General features: G+C 72.3%; 10 protein-coding genes. 3 read left to right on the top strand and 7 right to left on the bottom strand.

Annotated elements, in window-relative coordinates; genetic code table 11:
- On the bottom strand, positions 1–1,308 hold the full coding sequence (locus NFU81_RS00225; RefSeq protein ID WP_251483476.1) for an ABC transporter substrate-binding protein: 1,308 nt from the start codon (positions 1,306–1,308) through the stop codon (positions 1–3).
- 179 nt (positions 1,309–1,487) lie between these two features.
- Entirely contained in the window at positions 1,488–3,623 is a 2,136-nt protein-coding gene (locus NFU81_RS00220) for a glycoside hydrolase family 27 protein (protein ID WP_251483474.1), read from the bottom strand.
- A gap of 353 nt (positions 3,624–3,976) precedes the next feature.
- Between NFU81_RS00220 and NFU81_RS00215 the strand changes: the two genes are divergently transcribed.
- A complete protein-coding gene (locus tag NFU81_RS00215; protein ID WP_251483472.1) occupies positions 3,977–5,209 on the top strand; it encodes a PP2C family protein-serine/threonine phosphatase in 1,233 nt (410 codons plus the stop codon).
- Between the two features lie 71 nt (positions 5,210–5,280).
- On the opposite strand, the gene NFU81_RS00210 is transcribed toward NFU81_RS00215, so the two are convergent.
- Entirely contained in the window at positions 5,281–6,675 is a 1,395-nt protein-coding gene (locus NFU81_RS00210) for a mercuric reductase (protein WP_251483471.1), read from the bottom strand.
- Positions 6,676–6,897: 222 nt separating this feature from the next.
- Between NFU81_RS00210 and NFU81_RS00205 the strand changes: the two genes are divergently transcribed.
- Positions 6,898–7,650 carry an SDR family NAD(P)-dependent oxidoreductase gene (locus NFU81_RS00205; protein WP_251484078.1) on the top strand — a complete coding sequence of 251 codons (753 nt, stop codon included), beginning with the start codon at positions 6,898–6,900 and terminating at the stop codon, positions 7,648–7,650.
- Positions 7,651–7,732: 82 nt separating this feature from the next.
- On the opposite strand, the gene NFU81_RS00200 is transcribed toward NFU81_RS00205, so the two are convergent.
- Positions 7,733–8,632: a LysR family transcriptional regulator gene (locus NFU81_RS00200; protein ID WP_251483468.1), complete on the bottom strand. Its 900-nt coding sequence runs from the start codon at positions 8,630–8,632 to the stop codon at positions 7,733–7,735.
- 274 nt (positions 8,633–8,906) lie between these two features.
- Here NFU81_RS00200 and NFU81_RS00195 point away from each other — a divergent pair, with 274 nt between their 5' ends.
- On the top strand, positions 8,907–10,844 hold the full coding sequence (locus tag NFU81_RS00195) for an AfsR/SARP family transcriptional regulator (protein ID WP_251483466.1): 1,938 nt from the start codon (positions 8,907–8,909) through the stop codon (positions 10,842–10,844).
- Positions 10,845–10,954: 110 nt separating this feature from the next.
- Here NFU81_RS00195 and NFU81_RS00190 read toward each other — a convergent pair whose 3' ends face one another.
- From NFU81_RS00190 to NFU81_RS00180, 3 genes are all read right to left on the bottom strand, one after another.
- Positions 10,955–11,473, bottom strand: coding sequence for a sigma-70 family RNA polymerase sigma factor (locus tag NFU81_RS00190; RefSeq protein ID WP_251483463.1), 519 nt, complete (start codon positions 11,471–11,473; stop codon positions 10,955–10,957).
- A gap of 455 nt (positions 11,474–11,928) precedes the next feature.
- Positions 11,929–12,993, bottom strand: coding sequence for an RICIN domain-containing protein (locus NFU81_RS00185; RefSeq protein WP_251483460.1), 1,065 nt, complete (start codon positions 12,991–12,993; stop codon positions 11,929–11,931).
- 83 nt (positions 12,994–13,076) lie between these two features.
- A complete protein-coding gene (locus NFU81_RS00180; protein WP_251483458.1) occupies positions 13,077–15,758 on the bottom strand; it encodes a right-handed parallel beta-helix repeat-containing protein in 2,682 nt (893 codons plus the stop codon).
- Between the last annotated feature and the right edge of the window lie 10 nt (positions 15,759–15,768).

Below are 15,768 nucleotides of genomic sequence, written 5' to 3'. Positions count from 1 at the left end.
TCACTGGCTCCAGATCTTCTGCGCGTCCCGCTGCCAGGCCGTGAGGATGGAGTTGATCTCCTTCGGCTTGGCGAGGAACTTGGTCAGCGCGGTGTCAGCGGTCGGCTGCAGGGCGTCGCTGGAGTCGCGGTTGAAGAACTGCGTGACGTCGGCGGCGCTCTCGATCAGTGCGCGGCCCTTCTTGACCAGCGGGGTGCCGGAGTCCTTGGCCTTGGGGTTGGTCGGCAGCGCGGTGCCGGACGAGCCCTTGAGGTAGATCTCCTGGGCCTCGGCGGTCGCCAGGTAGCTCATCAGGTCCAGGACCTGGTCCTTGTGCGCGGTGTGGGCGCTGGCGAAGTAGCCGTCGGTGGGACCCTCCTCGGCGACCGGAACGCTCGGGTCGATGATCGGGAACTGGAAGAAGTCGATGTCGTCCAGCTGGTCCTTGGGCGCCGCGTCCGCGAAGAAGGTGCCGATCAGCATCATGCCGGTGCGGTTGCTGAGCATCGCGGTGGTGGCGTCCTGGAAGGCGAGCGCCGTGCCGTTGGGGTCGAAGTAGGGCAGCACCTCGGCCCACTTGTCGAAGACCTTGTGCACCTGCGGGTCGTCGAAGCTGTGGCGTCCGGCGAGCAGGTCGCGGTGGTACTGGGCGCCGTTGACGCGGATGTTGAGGTAGTCGAACCACGCGGACGCGACCCACGGGGTGTCACCGCCGGCGCCGAGGCCGATCGGGGCGACGCCCTTGGACTTGAGCGTCTTGCACAGGGATATGAAGTCGTCCCAGGTCTTGGGCTCCTGCACGCCCCACTTGGCGAAGTTGGACTTCTTGTAGAACACGCCCCACCAGTAGTAGGTGGCGGGCACGAACACCTTCGCGCCGGAGGAGTCGCTGCACAGCTTCTTCTGCGCGTCGGAGTAGCCGGCGAGTTCACCCTTGGCCCAGATCTCGCTGACGTCCAGCAGCAGGCCCTTCTTCGCATACGCGTCCGCGACCGAGCCGGGGTACCAGGTGAGCAGGTCCGGCGGGTTGGCGGAGGTGAGGTACGTCGGCAGCTGGGTGCGGAACGTCTCGGAGGCGACGGTGTTCAGCTTGGCCTTGGCGCCGCCACGCTTGTTGTAGGCGGCGACAAGGTCCTCCATCGCGGTCTTCGCCTGCGGCGAGGACAGGTTGGACTGGAGCGCCACGCTGCCGCCGGACGACTGGCTGGTGCTGCCTCCGTCGGACGAGCTGGAAGCGACGCAGCCGCTCATCAGGGCGGCGGCTCCGATGGCGCCGGCGCCGGCGAGGAACTGGCGGCGGCCGGTCGGCGAGATGGGTGTGGTGTTCATTGGCAGTGACTCCCTTGTCGGCTGCTACAGACTGGCGTGGCGTCGGCGTGACGTCAAGATTAATTGCTAATTTATGGAGTAACCGATCCGACGGGAGCCCGGAATGCCCGATGACGAGCACCCCGGGAACCGTCAGAGGGAAAGGCGGATGGATCAGCGGGACCGGAAGGTCGGCAGGGTCAGAAGGAGCTCTGCCGGACCACGCCGCCCACGCCGCGCGAAACGGCGAGGACCTGGCCGTTCGGCCCTGCGGTGGCGCCCATCGCGCCGTCGAAGGCGTTGCTCACGAAGGCGCTCTGCGGGAACCAGCCGCCCCAACTGCCCGCCGTGGCGTCGTAGGTCCGCTGCCACAGCGTGTAGTCCGAGGCGCGGGCCAGCAGTTGCACGCTGCCGCCGGTGGCCACCAGCGTCGGGGCGGCGCTGATCGTGCCGCCGAGCGAGGTCCAGTCGGACCAGGCGCCCGAGGCGTCCGCGTCCCTGGACCACACCTCGTCGTCCACTCCGCGGACCGCGACGTGGATCCGGCCCGAGGCGTCGGTGACGGCCGACGGGCGGCCGTAGAGCGCCCCTGCGGGGGGAGCCCCGATCGAGGTCCAGCCGGTGGCGGGACCTCGACTGGCGACCGTGCCGTCGGTACCGGTGGCGAACAGCGTCCAGGCGCCGGGGCCCTGGTACGCGGCGGTGGGCGCGTCGGCGATCCGCCCGCCGAGGTCCTGCCAGCGGCCCCACGACCCCTGGGCGTACGTCCGCAGGTAGGCGTGGTCGTCCGTGCCGCGGACGAAGACATCGATCCGGCCGGCCGAGGCGTAGGCGGCGGGCTGGCCGAGGAACCGGCCGCCGGTCGGGCCACCGAGGTCGGCCCCGGAGCCGGACCAGCGGCCGTCACGACCGGTCGTGGCGCGCAGCGAGCCGTCGGCGTCCTGGGTGAAAGCGGTCAGCGTGTCGCCGTCGCGCACCAGCGCCGGGTCGGCGGCGGAGGCGGGGCCGCCGAGCTTCACACCGGGCGCGGCGTCGGTGCCGACCAGCTTGAACATCGCGGTGCCGTGCGCGGGAACGGTGACCGTGTACGTGCCCGTGTACGTACCGCGGTCCGCGCGTGCCCGCAGGTCCCGTACGGTCACCGCGCCGGTCAGCCCGGCCTGGGCGAAGGTCAGGGTCCGCTCGGCCGGCTGGTCGGAGCGGTTGAGCAGGACCACCGCACGGCGCCCGGAGCCCTGGAGGACCTTGCTGTACGTGTCGCCGGTGCCGTCAGTGGCGACGCGCACGCCCTGGATGCCCAGCGGGTCCTGGTCCACGGCGAGGATCTCGGGGTTGCGCAAGGTGTCGACCATCGCCTGCGGCAGAGTGCGCGGGTCGGAGCCGATGATCAGTGGCGAGGCCATCTCGGCCCACATCACCAGCTGGGTGGTGGACTCCTCCTGGTTCATCTCGTAGGAGCCGTCGGTGAGTTGCCGCATCGGGATCAGGTAGTCAGGGTCGTTCCAGTGGCCCGGGCCCTGGGCCTCGGGGTGCCAGGCGTTGGCGTCCATGTTGCGCAGCACATTCGGGAATTCACCCGCGGTCGGCGAGCCCCACGCGATGTCGGTGCCGGTCCGCCAGGAGTCCGCCACCGTCGGCCCGTAGACGAAGGTGTTGTGCGCGTCCTGTCCGGGGGTGTGCGGCAGGCCCCAGTCGTCGGTGAGCGGATTGCACAGGTTCAGCATCATCGGGCGGCCGGACTTGGCTACCGCGTCACTGAACTCCGTGAAGGCGGGACCCGGTTCGAGCTTCTCACCGATCCCGCACAGGAAGTCGACCTTGATCGCGTCGATCTGCCAGTCGGCGAACTGGTCGGCATCCTGCTGGTAGTGGCCCCGACTGCCGAGCCCGCAGCTGGCCGGGTCGTAGTCCCCCGCGTCGGTGTAGATACCGGCCTTCAGGCCGCGCTGGTGCAGGTACTTCACCAACGCGGGAATGCCTGAAGGGAAGCGCTCAGGGTTGGCGGTCAGCCGGCCCTGAGTGTCGCGGGGGGTGTCGGCCTGCCAGCCGCCGTCGAGCCAGACGATGCTGTAGCCGCTCTGCCGCAGGCCGCTGTTGACCAGATAGTCGGCGACGCTCCTGACCTGGGTCTCGGTCGGCGCACCCAGCCCGTAGTAGGTGTTCCAGCCCATGGAGGGCGTCGGAGCAAGGCCGCTGTCGTAGTGCGCGGGCACCCCGGCGGCCGGCTGTCCGGCCGTGCCGTGGTGGCTGCCGACCGCCTGGGCCGTACCGGGAACCGCCAGCGCCAGCAGTGCCGCGGCGACCGCCGCGGCGACCGCCCCGGGGGTGCGCACCATCCCTGAACGATGCGAAGTCATCCAATTCTCCCGAATGTTGGGGATATCGGGGCACAACACCCGCTGAGGGCCAGGGGCGTCCGCCACGACGAGAACTGTGGGGGCGTCACCGGGAGGTGTCAACGAATATTACTAATAAACTAAAATTTGGAACCACGGGCCGCTCCACCGCGCCGTCCGCCACACAGGAGGGTCGCGGAGGCGTCGGGCCGCGGCCGGGCGGGCCGCCGGCAGCCGCAGCACGACGGACACACCCGACGGTCACCGGCGGGCAACCACCGAGCGCGTTCGGTGAAAGGCGGGACCGGTCGTGACGAGACACACTGGTAGGAGAGGAGAAGGGAGCTGGGCGGGTGAGCGATGTGTACAGCGAGCTTCCCCGGCTGCTGACGGCAGCGGAGTCGGCGGCGCCGGTGGAGGCCGTCGATGTGGTCTCCGAGGACCTGCGGCAGCGTTTCGAGGCCACAAAGGTCTCCTTCCTCATCCTGGACCTGACAGGGAAGGCGCTGGCCCGGCTGTCCACCGCTACCGCCGGGGAGACCGGACGGGACGCGGAGCGGATCGACCTGCTCGGAAGCGTCTACGAGCAGGTGATCCGCACGCAGCGGCTGTATCAGGAGGCGACCGGCCAGGGACAGCGGGTGATCGTCCCGGTCACCAACCGCGGTGACGCGATCGGACTGCTGGAACTGCTCCTGCCGACCGCTGCCGGGGATGCGGTGCTCGATGCGATCGGGGAGGCCGCCCACATCCTGGCCTACATCGTGATCGCCAACGGACGCTTCACCGATCTGTACACCTGGGGCAAACGCTCCAGGCCACCCACCCTGGCAGCAGAGATCCAGTACCAGCTACTACCCGCGTCGCTGTCGTGCGAGGCCGCGCAGTTCGCATTGTGCGGGAACCTGGAACCCTCGGGAGACCTCAGCGGCGACACCTTCGACTACACCCTGGACCGCGACACGCTGCAACTGTCGGTGACCGACACCATGGGCCACCACATCGAGGCCGCCCTCGCCGCCACCGTCCTGGTCGGCGCCCTGCGCGGCGCCCGCCGTGCGGGAGCCGGACTCGCCGAGCAGGCCTCCCAGGCCGACCGGGCGCTGGCCGACCACGGCCATGGCCACGCCACCGGACAGCTGCTGGGACTCAACCTCCACACCGGGCAGGCGCAGCTCGTCAACGCCGGCCACCCCTGGCCCTTGCGCATGCGCGACGGGGTGGTGGAAGAGGTCGTCTGCGAGGTGGACCACCCCTTCGGGCTGACGTTGACGACACCCCGTCCCTACCGCGTCCAGGACATCGACGTACGCCCCGGTGACCGTCTGCTCATGCTCACCGACGGCATGCTGGAGCGCGACGCGGAGAAGGTGGACCTGCCCGCCCTCATCGAACGCACCCGGGACCTTCATCCGCGGGAGACCGTGCTGACGCTGACGACCGCGGTCCTGGACGCATGCGGCGGCCGGCTCGAAGACGACGCCTCAGTGATGTGCCTGGACTGGCACGGCCCCCAGGAGACGCACCGACACGTGAGCTCCGGCGCAGACACCGGGCAAGCCTCCCCCTGCCGCCCGCAGCCATAGCCGGCGGCGCAGCGCGTCGATGAACGGCAGGCGAACCGTGCGGGTGCGGGCAGCGGCCACGCTGCCCGCCGTCAGTCCTGCCCGTCGAATGCCGCGAAGAGGCTGTTGAGGCCCTCCGCCAGCAGCGGGTGCGTGAAGACTGCGTTCGCCATGGCCGTGCAGCGGAGCTTGCCCAGCATGGCGACCTGGATGACGGTCATGATCTCGCCGCCCTCCGCGCCGAGGACGGCGGCGCCGAGGATCTCCCCGGTGTCCGCGTCGACGACGGCCTTCATGAAGCCGCGCGTCTCCCCGGTCTCCAGCGCCCGGATGACGGAGCTCATGGGCAGCTTTGCGACCCGGACCGCCCGGCCCTGCTCCCTGGCCTGCCGCTCGGTCATGCCGACGCGGCCGAGCTGCGGGTCGATGAAGACGGTGTAGGGAACGATCCGGTCCCGCGTGCTCGCCTTCCGCCCGCCGAGCAGGTTGGCGTGCAGGATCCGGTAGTCGTCGTACGAGAGGTGTGTGAAGGCCGGGCCGCCCTTGACGTCGCCCATCGCGTACACACCGGGGACGGAGGTCTCCAGGAACTCGTCGACCTCGACCGAGCCGTTGCCGCGCAGCCGGATTCCGGCCTCCGCCGTGGTCAGGGCCTCGGTGTTGGGGACGCGGCCGATGGCCGACATCAGGTGGGAGGCCTCGATGCGCTGCTCGCCGTTCGGCGTGCGGACGGTCAGCCGCACCCGGCCGCCACCTGCCTCCTCGACCCGTTCGGGCGTCGCCGACGTCAGGATCGTGGTGCCCTCGTCGCGCAGGATCGCGGCGACCTCGTCCGAGACGTCGTCGTCCTCCGCCATCAGCAGTCGCGGGCCGGTCTGGACGATCGTGACCTCGCTGCCGAACCTGCGGAACATCTGGCCGAACTCCAGCCCGATGTAGCCGCCGCCGAGAATGACCAGGTGCTCGGGCAGGTCGCCCAGCTCCATGATCGACGTCGAGTCCAGGACGGCGATGTCCTCCGCTCCGGCGAGCGCCGGCCGCCTGGGCCTGGAGCCGGTGTCGATGACGATCACCGGTGCACCGATCTCCCGTGTCCTGCCGTCCCCAAGGGCGACCTCGACCGTCTTGGGACCGGTGAACCGGGCCTCGCCCTCGATCAGGTCGAGCCCGTCCTGCGCCAGCCGGCTCGCGTAGTTCTCCCGCGCGCCGGCCACCATCGTCCGCTTGCGCTCGCGCACCGCGGCCAGGTCGACCGACACCGGCCCGGTCCGCACGCCGTACTCTCCGCCGCGTCGCGCCTGATACGCCAGGCGCGCGCTGGCGACCATCGTCTTGGTAGGGGTGCACCCGGTGTTCACACACACGCCACCCAGGCTGCCGCGCTCGACGAGCGCCACCCGCCTGCCCCCCTTCGCCAGATCGACAGGGAGGAACCGGCCGCCCTGGCTGGTCCCGATCACGATCACGTCGTAGTTCTCGTCCGCCACAAGCAGACGGTAACCCCGGATTTCCCCTGCGCACCGCAGATCCGTCGCCGAGCGTGGCGTGTGTGCCTTATGGCAGCCATAGGGGGCGCCGATGGCTGCGGTGGAATCCGCACCGGGGGCGGGGGCGCTCCAGTGACTGTCACCGCGTTTTCGCGCGGACTTCCGATGAATGCGGTCGGGTCGCTTCACCGACCGATGAGAGTGAAAGCAGGGGAACGGCTGATGATTTCCACGATTCCGGCGGGCAGCGTCGCTCTGGTGACCGGGGCGACCAGCGGTATCGGTGCGGCCACCGCGGCGTTGCTCGCCGAGCGGGGCGCGCATGTGCTGGTCGCGGGCCGGGACCGGGTGCGGGGCGAGGCCGTGGTGGAGGCGATCAGGAAGCGCGGCGGCAAGGCCGACTTCGTGGCGGCCGACCTGTCGGATTCCGATTCGGTACGGCGGTTGGCCCGCGAGGCGCGTGAATTGGGCGGCGGCCGGGTCGACATTCTGGTGAACAACGCCGGCGTCTTTCCGTTCGGACCCACGGAACAGGCCAGGGAGAGCGATGTCGACACCGTTTACGCGGTGAATGTGAAGGCGCCCTTCTACCTGGTGGCGGAACTCGCGCCTGCCATGGCGGAACGAGGCCGCGGCGCCATCGTGAACGTCAGCACGATGGTCGCGGAAAACGGCGCCGCGGGGATGGCGCTGTACGGATCGAGCAAGGCGGCGCTGAATCTGCTGACCAAGGCGTGGGCGGCTGAGTTCGGGCCGCACGGAGTGCGCGTCAACGCCGTGCAGCCCGGCCCCACCCGCACCGAGGGCACTGCCGGGATGGGCGAGGCCCTCGACGCCCTCGCCGCCCAGGCGCCCGCCGGCCGGCCGGCTGCCCCCTCGGAGATCGCCGCGGCGATCGGCTATCTGGCGGGTGAGGCGGCGAGCTTCGTGCACGGGGCGGTGCTGCCTGTCGACGGCGGCCGCGTGGCTGTCTGACGCTGTCCCCGCCCGGCGGGTGCGGGTGCCGCGGCGGGCACGCCCGGCGCGCGGCGGCACCCCCGGTCCGCGGGCCGCGGGCTCAGCCGGTGGCCGTCCGGTCGAGCGCGGCGACGAACCTGCCGAGGTCCCGCCGCCGTGAGGCGGCCGGCCACACCGCCCAGGTACGCCGGACCAGGGGGTGGCCGGCCAGCGGCGACCAGGTGACGTGGTCGGGCAGCGACTGCCAGTCGGGCGGTGCCAGCGCGAACGCACGTCCGGCGCCGACCGCGGCGAGCTTCACGTCGGGGATCAGTATCTGGCCCTCGGGCGCGGCCGGGCCCAGGTCGAGGCCGTGGCTGCGCAGGATCGCCGTCAGCTCGTCGTACCAGGCCGGGCTGCCCGAGCGCGGGAAGCCCACCCACTCCAGGCCGGCCAGGGCGTCGAGCGCGATACTGCCGGACGGCCCGGCCAGCTCCGCCGCCTGCTCCGCGGCCAGCAGTACTCCCAGGTTCTCCCGCACCACCAGGGTCGCGTCGAGGCCCTCGCCCGGTGGCCGCTCCCGCAGCAGGCCGACGTCGATCTCGTCGGCCTGCAGGGCCGCCAGCTGCTCGGCGGTGGACAGATGGCGGGCCTGCACCTTCGTCCCTGGACGGGACCCCGCCAGCTCCGCGAGGGCGGAGTCGAGCAGCCCCGGCGGCAGCTCCAGCGGGATCCCGATCCTCAGCACACCGCCGCCGTCCCCGGTGTACGCGGCCATGGCCCGTACGGCCTGGTCGTGCCGGGCCAGCACGGCACGCGCCTCACGCAGCAGGGTGGCTCCCGCGTCTGTCGTCCGGACGCCCATGCTGCCGCGCACGAGCAGTTTCACGCCGATCCTGCGCTCCAGGCCGCCGATCGTCTGGGACAGGGCGGGCTGGCTGATGTGCAGCCGCCGGGCCGCGGCGGACAGGCCGCCCTCCTCCACGACCACGACGAACGCGCGCAGCTCACGAAGCTCCATCCGCTCATGCCATCACGCCCGCGGGCAGGTGTCACGCGCCACCCGGCGGGCCGTGCGGCGGCCTGCCCTTCGGGCCATCACTCCGGACAGCAGAGGCAGTGCGAAGCCGTCGTCGGTGACGTCATCTCCGAGCCGCATACCCGCCCGCTCCCAGTCCGCCGTATTTGACAGCCGCCATCCGACGGTGAGACCGTCACGTCACCGCCTGAACAGGTGATGGCCTTGTTGTCCGGAACCCGGGCGACACATAGGGAAGGCTGAGGTCAGCCGCGACATGGATGCGCCCGTCCGCTACTCGATCCTCGGGACCGTACGCGTGGAGCGCAGCGGCACCGAGCTGGAGCCGGGCCCCCCGAAGAGGCTTGCCCTGCTGTCCATGCTGCTGCTCCGCGCCCCCGGACCCCTCACCCTGGGCGAGGCGGTGGACCTGCTGTGGGACGCCGACCCCCCGCCCAGCGCCGTCAACGTGGTGCACCGGCACATCGGCGCACTGCGCAGGATGCTGGAGCCGCGGCTGCCCAGCCGGACGAAGGCGGAGCACCTCGTACGGGCGGCGGACGGATACCGGCTGCTGGTCGACGCCTCCACCTCGGACCTGCTGCGCTTCCGCGAACTCCGCTCCCAGGCGCAGCTGGCGGCGAGGGCCGGCAACCCGGCGGAAGCGGCGGCGACCTTCGTCGAAGCGCTGGGCCTGTGGCGCGGCCCGGTCGTCGCAGCCGGCACCTCGGTGGCACACCATCCCGCCTTCACCGCGGTCGGCCGCGAATACGCCGCCACGGCCAAGGAGGCCGCCGACGTGGTCCTTGCGGCTGCGCCGGCACTGGCGGAGGACGTCCTCACCGCTCTTCGCCGCGCCGCCGAATACCACCCCTTCGACGAGGCGATCCACGCCAGGACCATCGCCGCTCTGGCAGCCACCGGCAGGCAGGCCGAAGCCCTCAGGCAGTTCGAGAGCATCCGGCGCACCCTCGCCGACGAGCTGGGTGTCGAGCCCGGCGCCGGCCTGCGGGCAGCACAACAGCGGCTGCTGCGCCGCAGCGCCGCCCGGGAACCGCTGCCGGCGGACGGACCGTCGCAGGTGCATCCGGCGCAGCTGCCCGCCCGGCCGGCGTTCTTCGCAGGGCGCGGGGAGTCGGTGAACCGGTTCCTTGCGCTCGTAGCCGACGAGGGCGGCAGCAGCGCGGCGACGACCGTGGCCGTGTGCGGAATGCCGGGTGTCGGCAAGACGACGCTGGCCCTGCACTTCGCCCACCTGGTCGCCGACCGCTTCCCCGCCGGGCAGATCCATCTGGACCTGCGGGGCTACCACCCGTCCCTCCCCCCGCTCGACCCGGCAGCAGCGATGCGCCACGTGCTGGGCGCGCTCGGCGTCGCCGGGAGCAGCCGCGTGAGCGCGGCGGAACTCGGCTCCCGGTACCGCGCCGCGCTGGCCGGCCGCCGGCTGCTGCTCGTGCTGGACAACGCCCGTGACTGCGAGCAGGCACGCCCGCTGCTGCCCGGCACGCCCGGCTCCCTCGCCCTCGTCACCAGCCGCCGGCGGCTGGAGGGCCTGGCCGTCACGGACAACGCCCGCGTTGCGGTTCTCCCACCGATGACGCGCCACGAGGGCGTCGAACTCCTCGGCCGGCGCATGGGCGCGGACCGGGTACAGGCCGAGCTGCGGGCCGCCGAGGAATTCGTCGACCTGTGCGGGGGGCTGCCGCTGGCGCTGGCGGTCGGCGGCGCCCGAGCGGCGCTGCGCCCGCACTTCCCGCTCGCCGCGTTCGTGGCGCAGGTCCGCGACAACAAGGACACCCTGGCCGCCTTCGCCAGCCATGACGCCCGCACCGACGTCCGTAGCGTCTTCTCCTGGTCCTACGACGCGCTGAGCAGCGGTGCCGCGGCCCTGTTCCGGCTGCTCAGCCTCCACCCTTCGGCCGACATCACCGTGCCGGCCGCGATCAGCCTGGCCGGTGCCGAGCCGGCCACGACGCGCGAACACCTCGCCGAACTCCTCGGCCACCACCTGCTCGTCGAGCAGGTCCCCGGCCGGTACAGCTGCCCGGGCCTGCTGCGCACCTATGCGGCGGAAATGTTCGACGCCCTGGACGACCCCGAGATCAGGTCCGAGGCGCAGGCCCGGATGTTCGCGTACCGCCTCCACAGCGCCGAGACCCCGCGGCCGCCGCTCGTCGCCAGGGTGGAGCGGCGTACCGGCCGTAGCGCAGGCTGAAAGGCGATGGCCTTCCGCCACCCCATTCCAGGCGGGTCCACCCGGGTCCACCTCGGAGTCGCGCGGGCCCACCTCGGAGTCGCGGGGGGCCCGCACGCCGGCACCCGGACTCAGGCCGCTTCCGGTCGCACCTCGGTGCGCAGCTTGCGCAGCGCGTTGTGCTGGCGGGACTTGACCGTTCCGGTCGGCACTCCGAGGATCCCGGCGGTCTCCTGGATGCTGCGGTCGCACAGGTAGACATGGACCAGGACCGCGCGGTGCTCGGGTGACAGGAGGCGCAGCAGGGGCTTGACCACCAGGACGTCGTCCACGGCGCCAGTGGCGTCGCCACCGGACGGCGGGTCGTTGTAGTCGGCTCCGGCGACCTCCCTGCGGGCGTGCGGTTTGCGTACCCAGTCGATGACCAGATGGCGTGTCACGGTGAAGAGCCAGCCCCTCACCGAGCCCTCCGCGCCGAGCAGGCGGTCGGCGTTCCGCCAGGCCCGGATGACGGTCTCCTGGACGATGTCCTCGGCCAGTCCCCGGTCGCCGAGCATCTTCTCCGCGTACGCCACGAGTGCGTCCCGGTGTTCCTTCATGATCGTGCCGAGCAGGTCCGCCCGGTTCGCAGCGGTGGTGGGCGTCACCATGGTCTTCTGCGCCGTCCTGTTTCTCTGTTCGTGTCGCGCAGGGGCCGGAAGTGGCCCCCGCGCAGGCACCGTAGGCAGCGGTGGGTGCCGGAAGACTGCCGTCCTTGTGCCGCACATGTGCTGCCGCGGTGCCGTCCCGTCCCCGCCGGCCGGCGGGGACGCGGACCGCGCGCGGCACGGGGAGCGAAACCCCCGGTGGCGCCGGGTGTGCCCGGGCTCCCGCCGGTGTTCCGTCACGGTCGGGGTTTCTGACGCCGCCGAGACGCATGAGGCGCATGTCACATGGTGTGAGCCGGTCGCATCCGCTGCCCACAGGGGACACGAGGCGGACGGCCCGCGCGTTCACCGGGCCGGCCGTAGCGCGCACGGCCCCCGCTCGGCCCCGCCCGCCCGGCTGCCCGGTCCAGCTGCCCGTCAGCCCGCCTCCACGGCGGGTCGGCGGGCGTCCGACTCGCTCAGGGCATACGCCACTTCTGGTTGGACGTGCCGCCGCAGGGCCACAGCTGGAGGACGGTACCCGCGGCCGTGCCGTTGTCCGTGGCGTCCATGCACAGGTCGGGGTCGTGGCGGTCCACCAGGTCGTACGACGACTTCAGGACGAAGCCCTGCTGGACGGAACGGGACGCTGAGCAGGCGGCGAGCTTGACCTTCACACCGTCGTACTCGTCGGAGACATCGAGGCACCGGGTGCCGCCGAAGTCGCGGGCGGTCCCGTCGGAGGGGAACGTCCAGCCCTGGGAGGGGTCGTTCTGGTTGCAGTCGGCGATCACCATCTGCGTCCCCGCGCTGCGCGAGCCGCCCTGGCTGGCGAGACACCGGTCGGAGGCGAAGTTGACGATGAGGCCGCCGGTGAAGGTGACGGGGTTCGAGGTGGGCTTCGGGGCGCTCGGGGCGCTCGGGGCGCTGCTGCCGCTGTTGCCGCTGCTGCCCTGATGCGACGTCAGGGGGGCGCCGGCCGGCGGCGGCGACGGGGGCAGTTGGTACATGGCGGTCGGCGGCGGGGGCGCCTGGGGGACGGTCGTGGCGGGGGTCCCCTTGGCGGGCGCGTGCTTTCCCCCGTTCGGGGCGGCCCTGACAGTCGGGCTCTTGACCGGGCTCGGCGTGCGGGTCTTCGTGATCAGCGGCCTGTCGGTGGCGGCCGGCCGCGCGTCGACGTGGTCGTTGCCGACATGGGAGAGGACGGCCGTACCGCCGACGGCGATGACAGCGACGCTCACCACACCGGCCGCCGCGACCATCGCCCGCCGGCCGGGCTTGAGGAGGTGCAGGCCGGAGAAGAAGTGATGGCGGGCGAAATCCGCGGCGAAGGCGTTCCCCTTCGTCGCGGTGCCGCCGCCGCCCGGACCCGGGTCGGTCCGGGAGGAGGACAGTGTCCCGGCGAAGGGCCGCACCTCGCGGGCCGCGCTCGCCCCGACCGCTGACGCGGTGGTGGATGCGGCGGGGGGCAGCGGCTCGTCCGGGTCGGTGACCGGGGTCGGGGGAATCTGCTCGGGTTCGTCAGGCCGGGCGCGGGACGTCATCAGCGGGTCTCTCCGGTATGCGGTTCGGTGCGGAGTTCGGTTGCGGGGGTTCGGTGGCGGCGGGGCAGCGCCCGCCGTTCGGATCAGGCCCAGTCGGGAAGGTCCTGCGGGCGCAGCGTGATGAGGTCGGCCTCTTCGGGCGCGGGCATCTCGGCGACCCGGTAGGCCTGGCGCTCCGTCATGGTCTGGAAGGTCTGGCGGGCGGACCGGCCGTTGCCGAACCGGTCGCCGCGGGGCATCGCGTCGAAGTAGGCGGTGAGCGCTTCGTGCGCCGGAGGAGTGAGCCGGTACTGGTGCTGCTCGGCGTGGTGCTCCACGATGCTCACCAACTCCGGGGTGACGTAGTCCTCGAACAGCAGCGTGCGGCTGAAGCGCGAGGCCAGTCCGGGGTTGGAGTCGATGAAGTGCTCCATCTCGTCCGGGTAGCCGGCCACGATGACCACGACCGAGTCGCGCTGGTCCTCCATCAGTTTCACCAGGGTGGCGATGGCCTCATGGCCGAAGTCGTTGGAACCGGCGGCCGGGGTCAGAGAGTAGGCCTCGTCGATGAACAGCACTCCGCCCGCCGCCTCCTCGAAGACCCGCTGCGTCTTCGGGCCGGTGTGCCCGACGTACTCGCCGACCAGCGACGACCGGTCGGCCTCGACCAGGTGACCGCGCGCCAGCAGGCCGACCGCGGCCAGGATCCGGCCGTACAGCCGGGCCACGGTGGTCTTGCCGGTGCCCGGGTTGCCCGCGAAGACCAGGTGCCGGCTGAGCGGTGGCGCGGCCAGGCCCGCCTCCTCCCGGCGGCGGACCATCTGCATCAGCTTCACCAGCGAGGCGACGTCCTGCTTGACCCGGTCCAGTCCGACCAGCCGGCCCAGTTCGGCGAGCAGGTCGTCAAGGTCCTCCTCCGGCACCTCGGGGTCGGCCGGCCGTCCGTCCGCCGCGGCGGCGGGCGCGGTGGCGCCCTTCGCTCCGGCCACCGCGGGACTCGGGGTACCGGCCGGAGCGGCCTCGGCGGCGCCGGGCGCCGGCCACGCCGCCGCCCTGACGCGTTGCGACCGGCAGTTGCGGACGGTGGGGTCGGCGCCCTCGTCCAGGCTGACGTCCTCGCCGGTGTCCTGGACCAGCAGGTCCCGCAGCACGGGACGGGCGCCGCCGCCGACGTGGACGGCCGGATACGCGGTGTCCGACAGCACGCAGTCCTCGTACGTGCCCTGGCCGCCCTCGCCGACGAACAGGCCGTTCTTCCCGGTGTGCTTGACAGTGGTGCCGACGACGGTCGGGTCGGCGCCGCGGGCGACGACGATGCCGGAGCCCTCGGTGCCTGACACCGTGCAGTCCCGCAGCCGGGGCGTCCCCTTCTCCGCGATGACGACTCCGGCGGTGCCGGCGCCGGTCACCCGGCAGTCGGTGAACTCGGGGGAGGCGTCCGCACCGCAGGTCAGTCCGGCCCGCTCGATCTCGGACAGCCGCGCGTCAGCGATCCGGACCTGGCCCAGCGACTGCGCGGTGACGCCGTTGCGCCCGCGGCGCACGGTCAACCCGCCGACGGTGGCCTCCGCGTGCCCGTCCAGGTGCAGGCCGGACAGGCCGCACCCGGCCACCCAGCCGTCCGCCAGGCTGAGCCGGCCGCGTTCGAAGACCCCGATGCCGTGCTCGGGGGTGCCCTCGACACGTACGGCGGTGAGGTCGGCGGTCGCCTCGCCGGTGACGTGGACAGCGCTGAACGCCGAGTCCCGTACGGTGCTGGCGCTGATCCGCAGCTCGGCGTGGTCGGCGACCAGGATGCCGTTGCCGGCCGCGCCACGGACCGTGGTGTCGCTGACGAAGACCTTGGCGGAACCGCGAACCACCAGGCCGGAGGCACCGGAGCCGCTGATCCGGCAGTCGACCAGTTCCATGCGGGCGGTGCCCTCCACCGCCACGCCGGCGCCCGCGCAGTCCTGTACGGCGCACTCGTCCACGAGGACGTCGCCGGGGCCCGCCGCGAGGATCCCCGCGGCACCGGCGCCCCGGACTTCACCACCGGTGATGCGCACCCCGCCGGCCGCCTCGTCCCCGGCACGCGGGGAACTGCCCAGCACCCGGACCCCTTCGGCCACCGAGTCGGTGACCCGGCAGCTCTCCAGCACCACGGCGGCCCGCTCCTCCACCAGCAGCCCGTTGCGGCCGGCGGCAGGGATCTCGCAGTGCCGGATCTCCGCCGTCACCGAACCGCGGACCCGGACGCCGGAGCCGGTGACGCCGCGCACCGTCGTATCGGTCAGCCCCGCCGTCGCGGTGCCGGCCAGCACGATTCCGGTGCCCTCGACGCCCTCCACCAGCACATCGGCGAGCCGCACCGTGCCGCTGGTGTCCGCGTGCACCCCGGCCAGAGCGGCCTCGCGCACCACGCTGCGTTCCATGCGCAGCGACGCCGAGCCGACGACCTCGAGCCGGCCGCCCGCGAGATCGCACTCCTGGAGTTCGGCAGTGCCCCCGGTGACCAGGACCAGCGGGCGTGCCCGGTCGGCACCCAGGACCGTGATGCCGGCCAGCCGCACGGAACCGGCCAGCTCCAGGGCCGCAAGGCCCGGGGCGATCGACCGGATCCGCACCGAGCCGGCGCCCTCCTCGGCCACCAGGCTCAGCCGGCGGTCGATCAGCAGCCGCTCCTGGTAGTCGCCCGGGGCGATCCGGATCTCGTCGCCGTCGGCCGCTGCCCGTACCGCTTCTGCGAGGGTGCCGAAGGCGCCGCGGCGGGCGCCCGGCTGTACCCGATGTGTCGCGGCACTCATCCCGCCGCCT

Source organism: Actinacidiphila cocklensis (assembly GCF_907177275.1).
Taxonomy (GTDB): domain Bacteria; phylum Actinomycetota; class Actinomycetes; order Streptomycetales; family Streptomycetaceae; genus Actinacidiphila; species Actinacidiphila cocklensis.
This window is presented reverse-complemented; position numbering and strand designations above follow the sequence as displayed.

Excerpts from the sequence above, each read along its gene's own strand:
- NFU81_RS00190 (WP_251483463.1), bottom strand. The coding sequence starts at position 11,473 with ATGGTGACGCCCACCACCGCTGCGAACCGGGCGGACCTGCTCGGCACG.
- NFU81_RS00180 (WP_251483458.1), bottom strand. The coding sequence starts at position 15,758 with ATGAGTGCCGCGACACATCGGGTACAGCCGGGCGCCCGCCGCGGCGCC.
- NFU81_RS00185 (WP_251483460.1), bottom strand. The coding sequence starts at position 12,993 with ATGACGTCCCGCGCCCGGCCTGACGAACCCGAGCAGATTCCCCCGACC.
- NFU81_RS00195 (WP_251483466.1), top strand. The coding sequence starts at position 8,907 with ATGGATGCGCCCGTCCGCTACTCGATCCTCGGGACCGTACGCGTGGAG.
- NFU81_RS00200 (WP_251483468.1), bottom strand. The coding sequence starts at position 8,632 with ATGGAGCTTCGTGAGCTGCGCGCGTTCGTCGTGGTCGTGGAGGAGGGC.
- NFU81_RS00205 (WP_251484078.1), top strand. The coding sequence starts at position 6,898 with ATGATTTCCACGATTCCGGCGGGCAGCGTCGCTCTGGTGACCGGGGCG.
- NFU81_RS00225 (WP_251483476.1), bottom strand. The coding sequence starts at position 1,308 with ATGAACACCACACCCATCTCGCCGACCGGCCGCCGCCAGTTCCTCGCC.
- NFU81_RS00220 (WP_251483474.1), bottom strand. The coding sequence starts at position 3,623 with ATGGTGCGCACCCCCGGGGCGGTCGCCGCGGCGGTCGCCGCGGCACTG.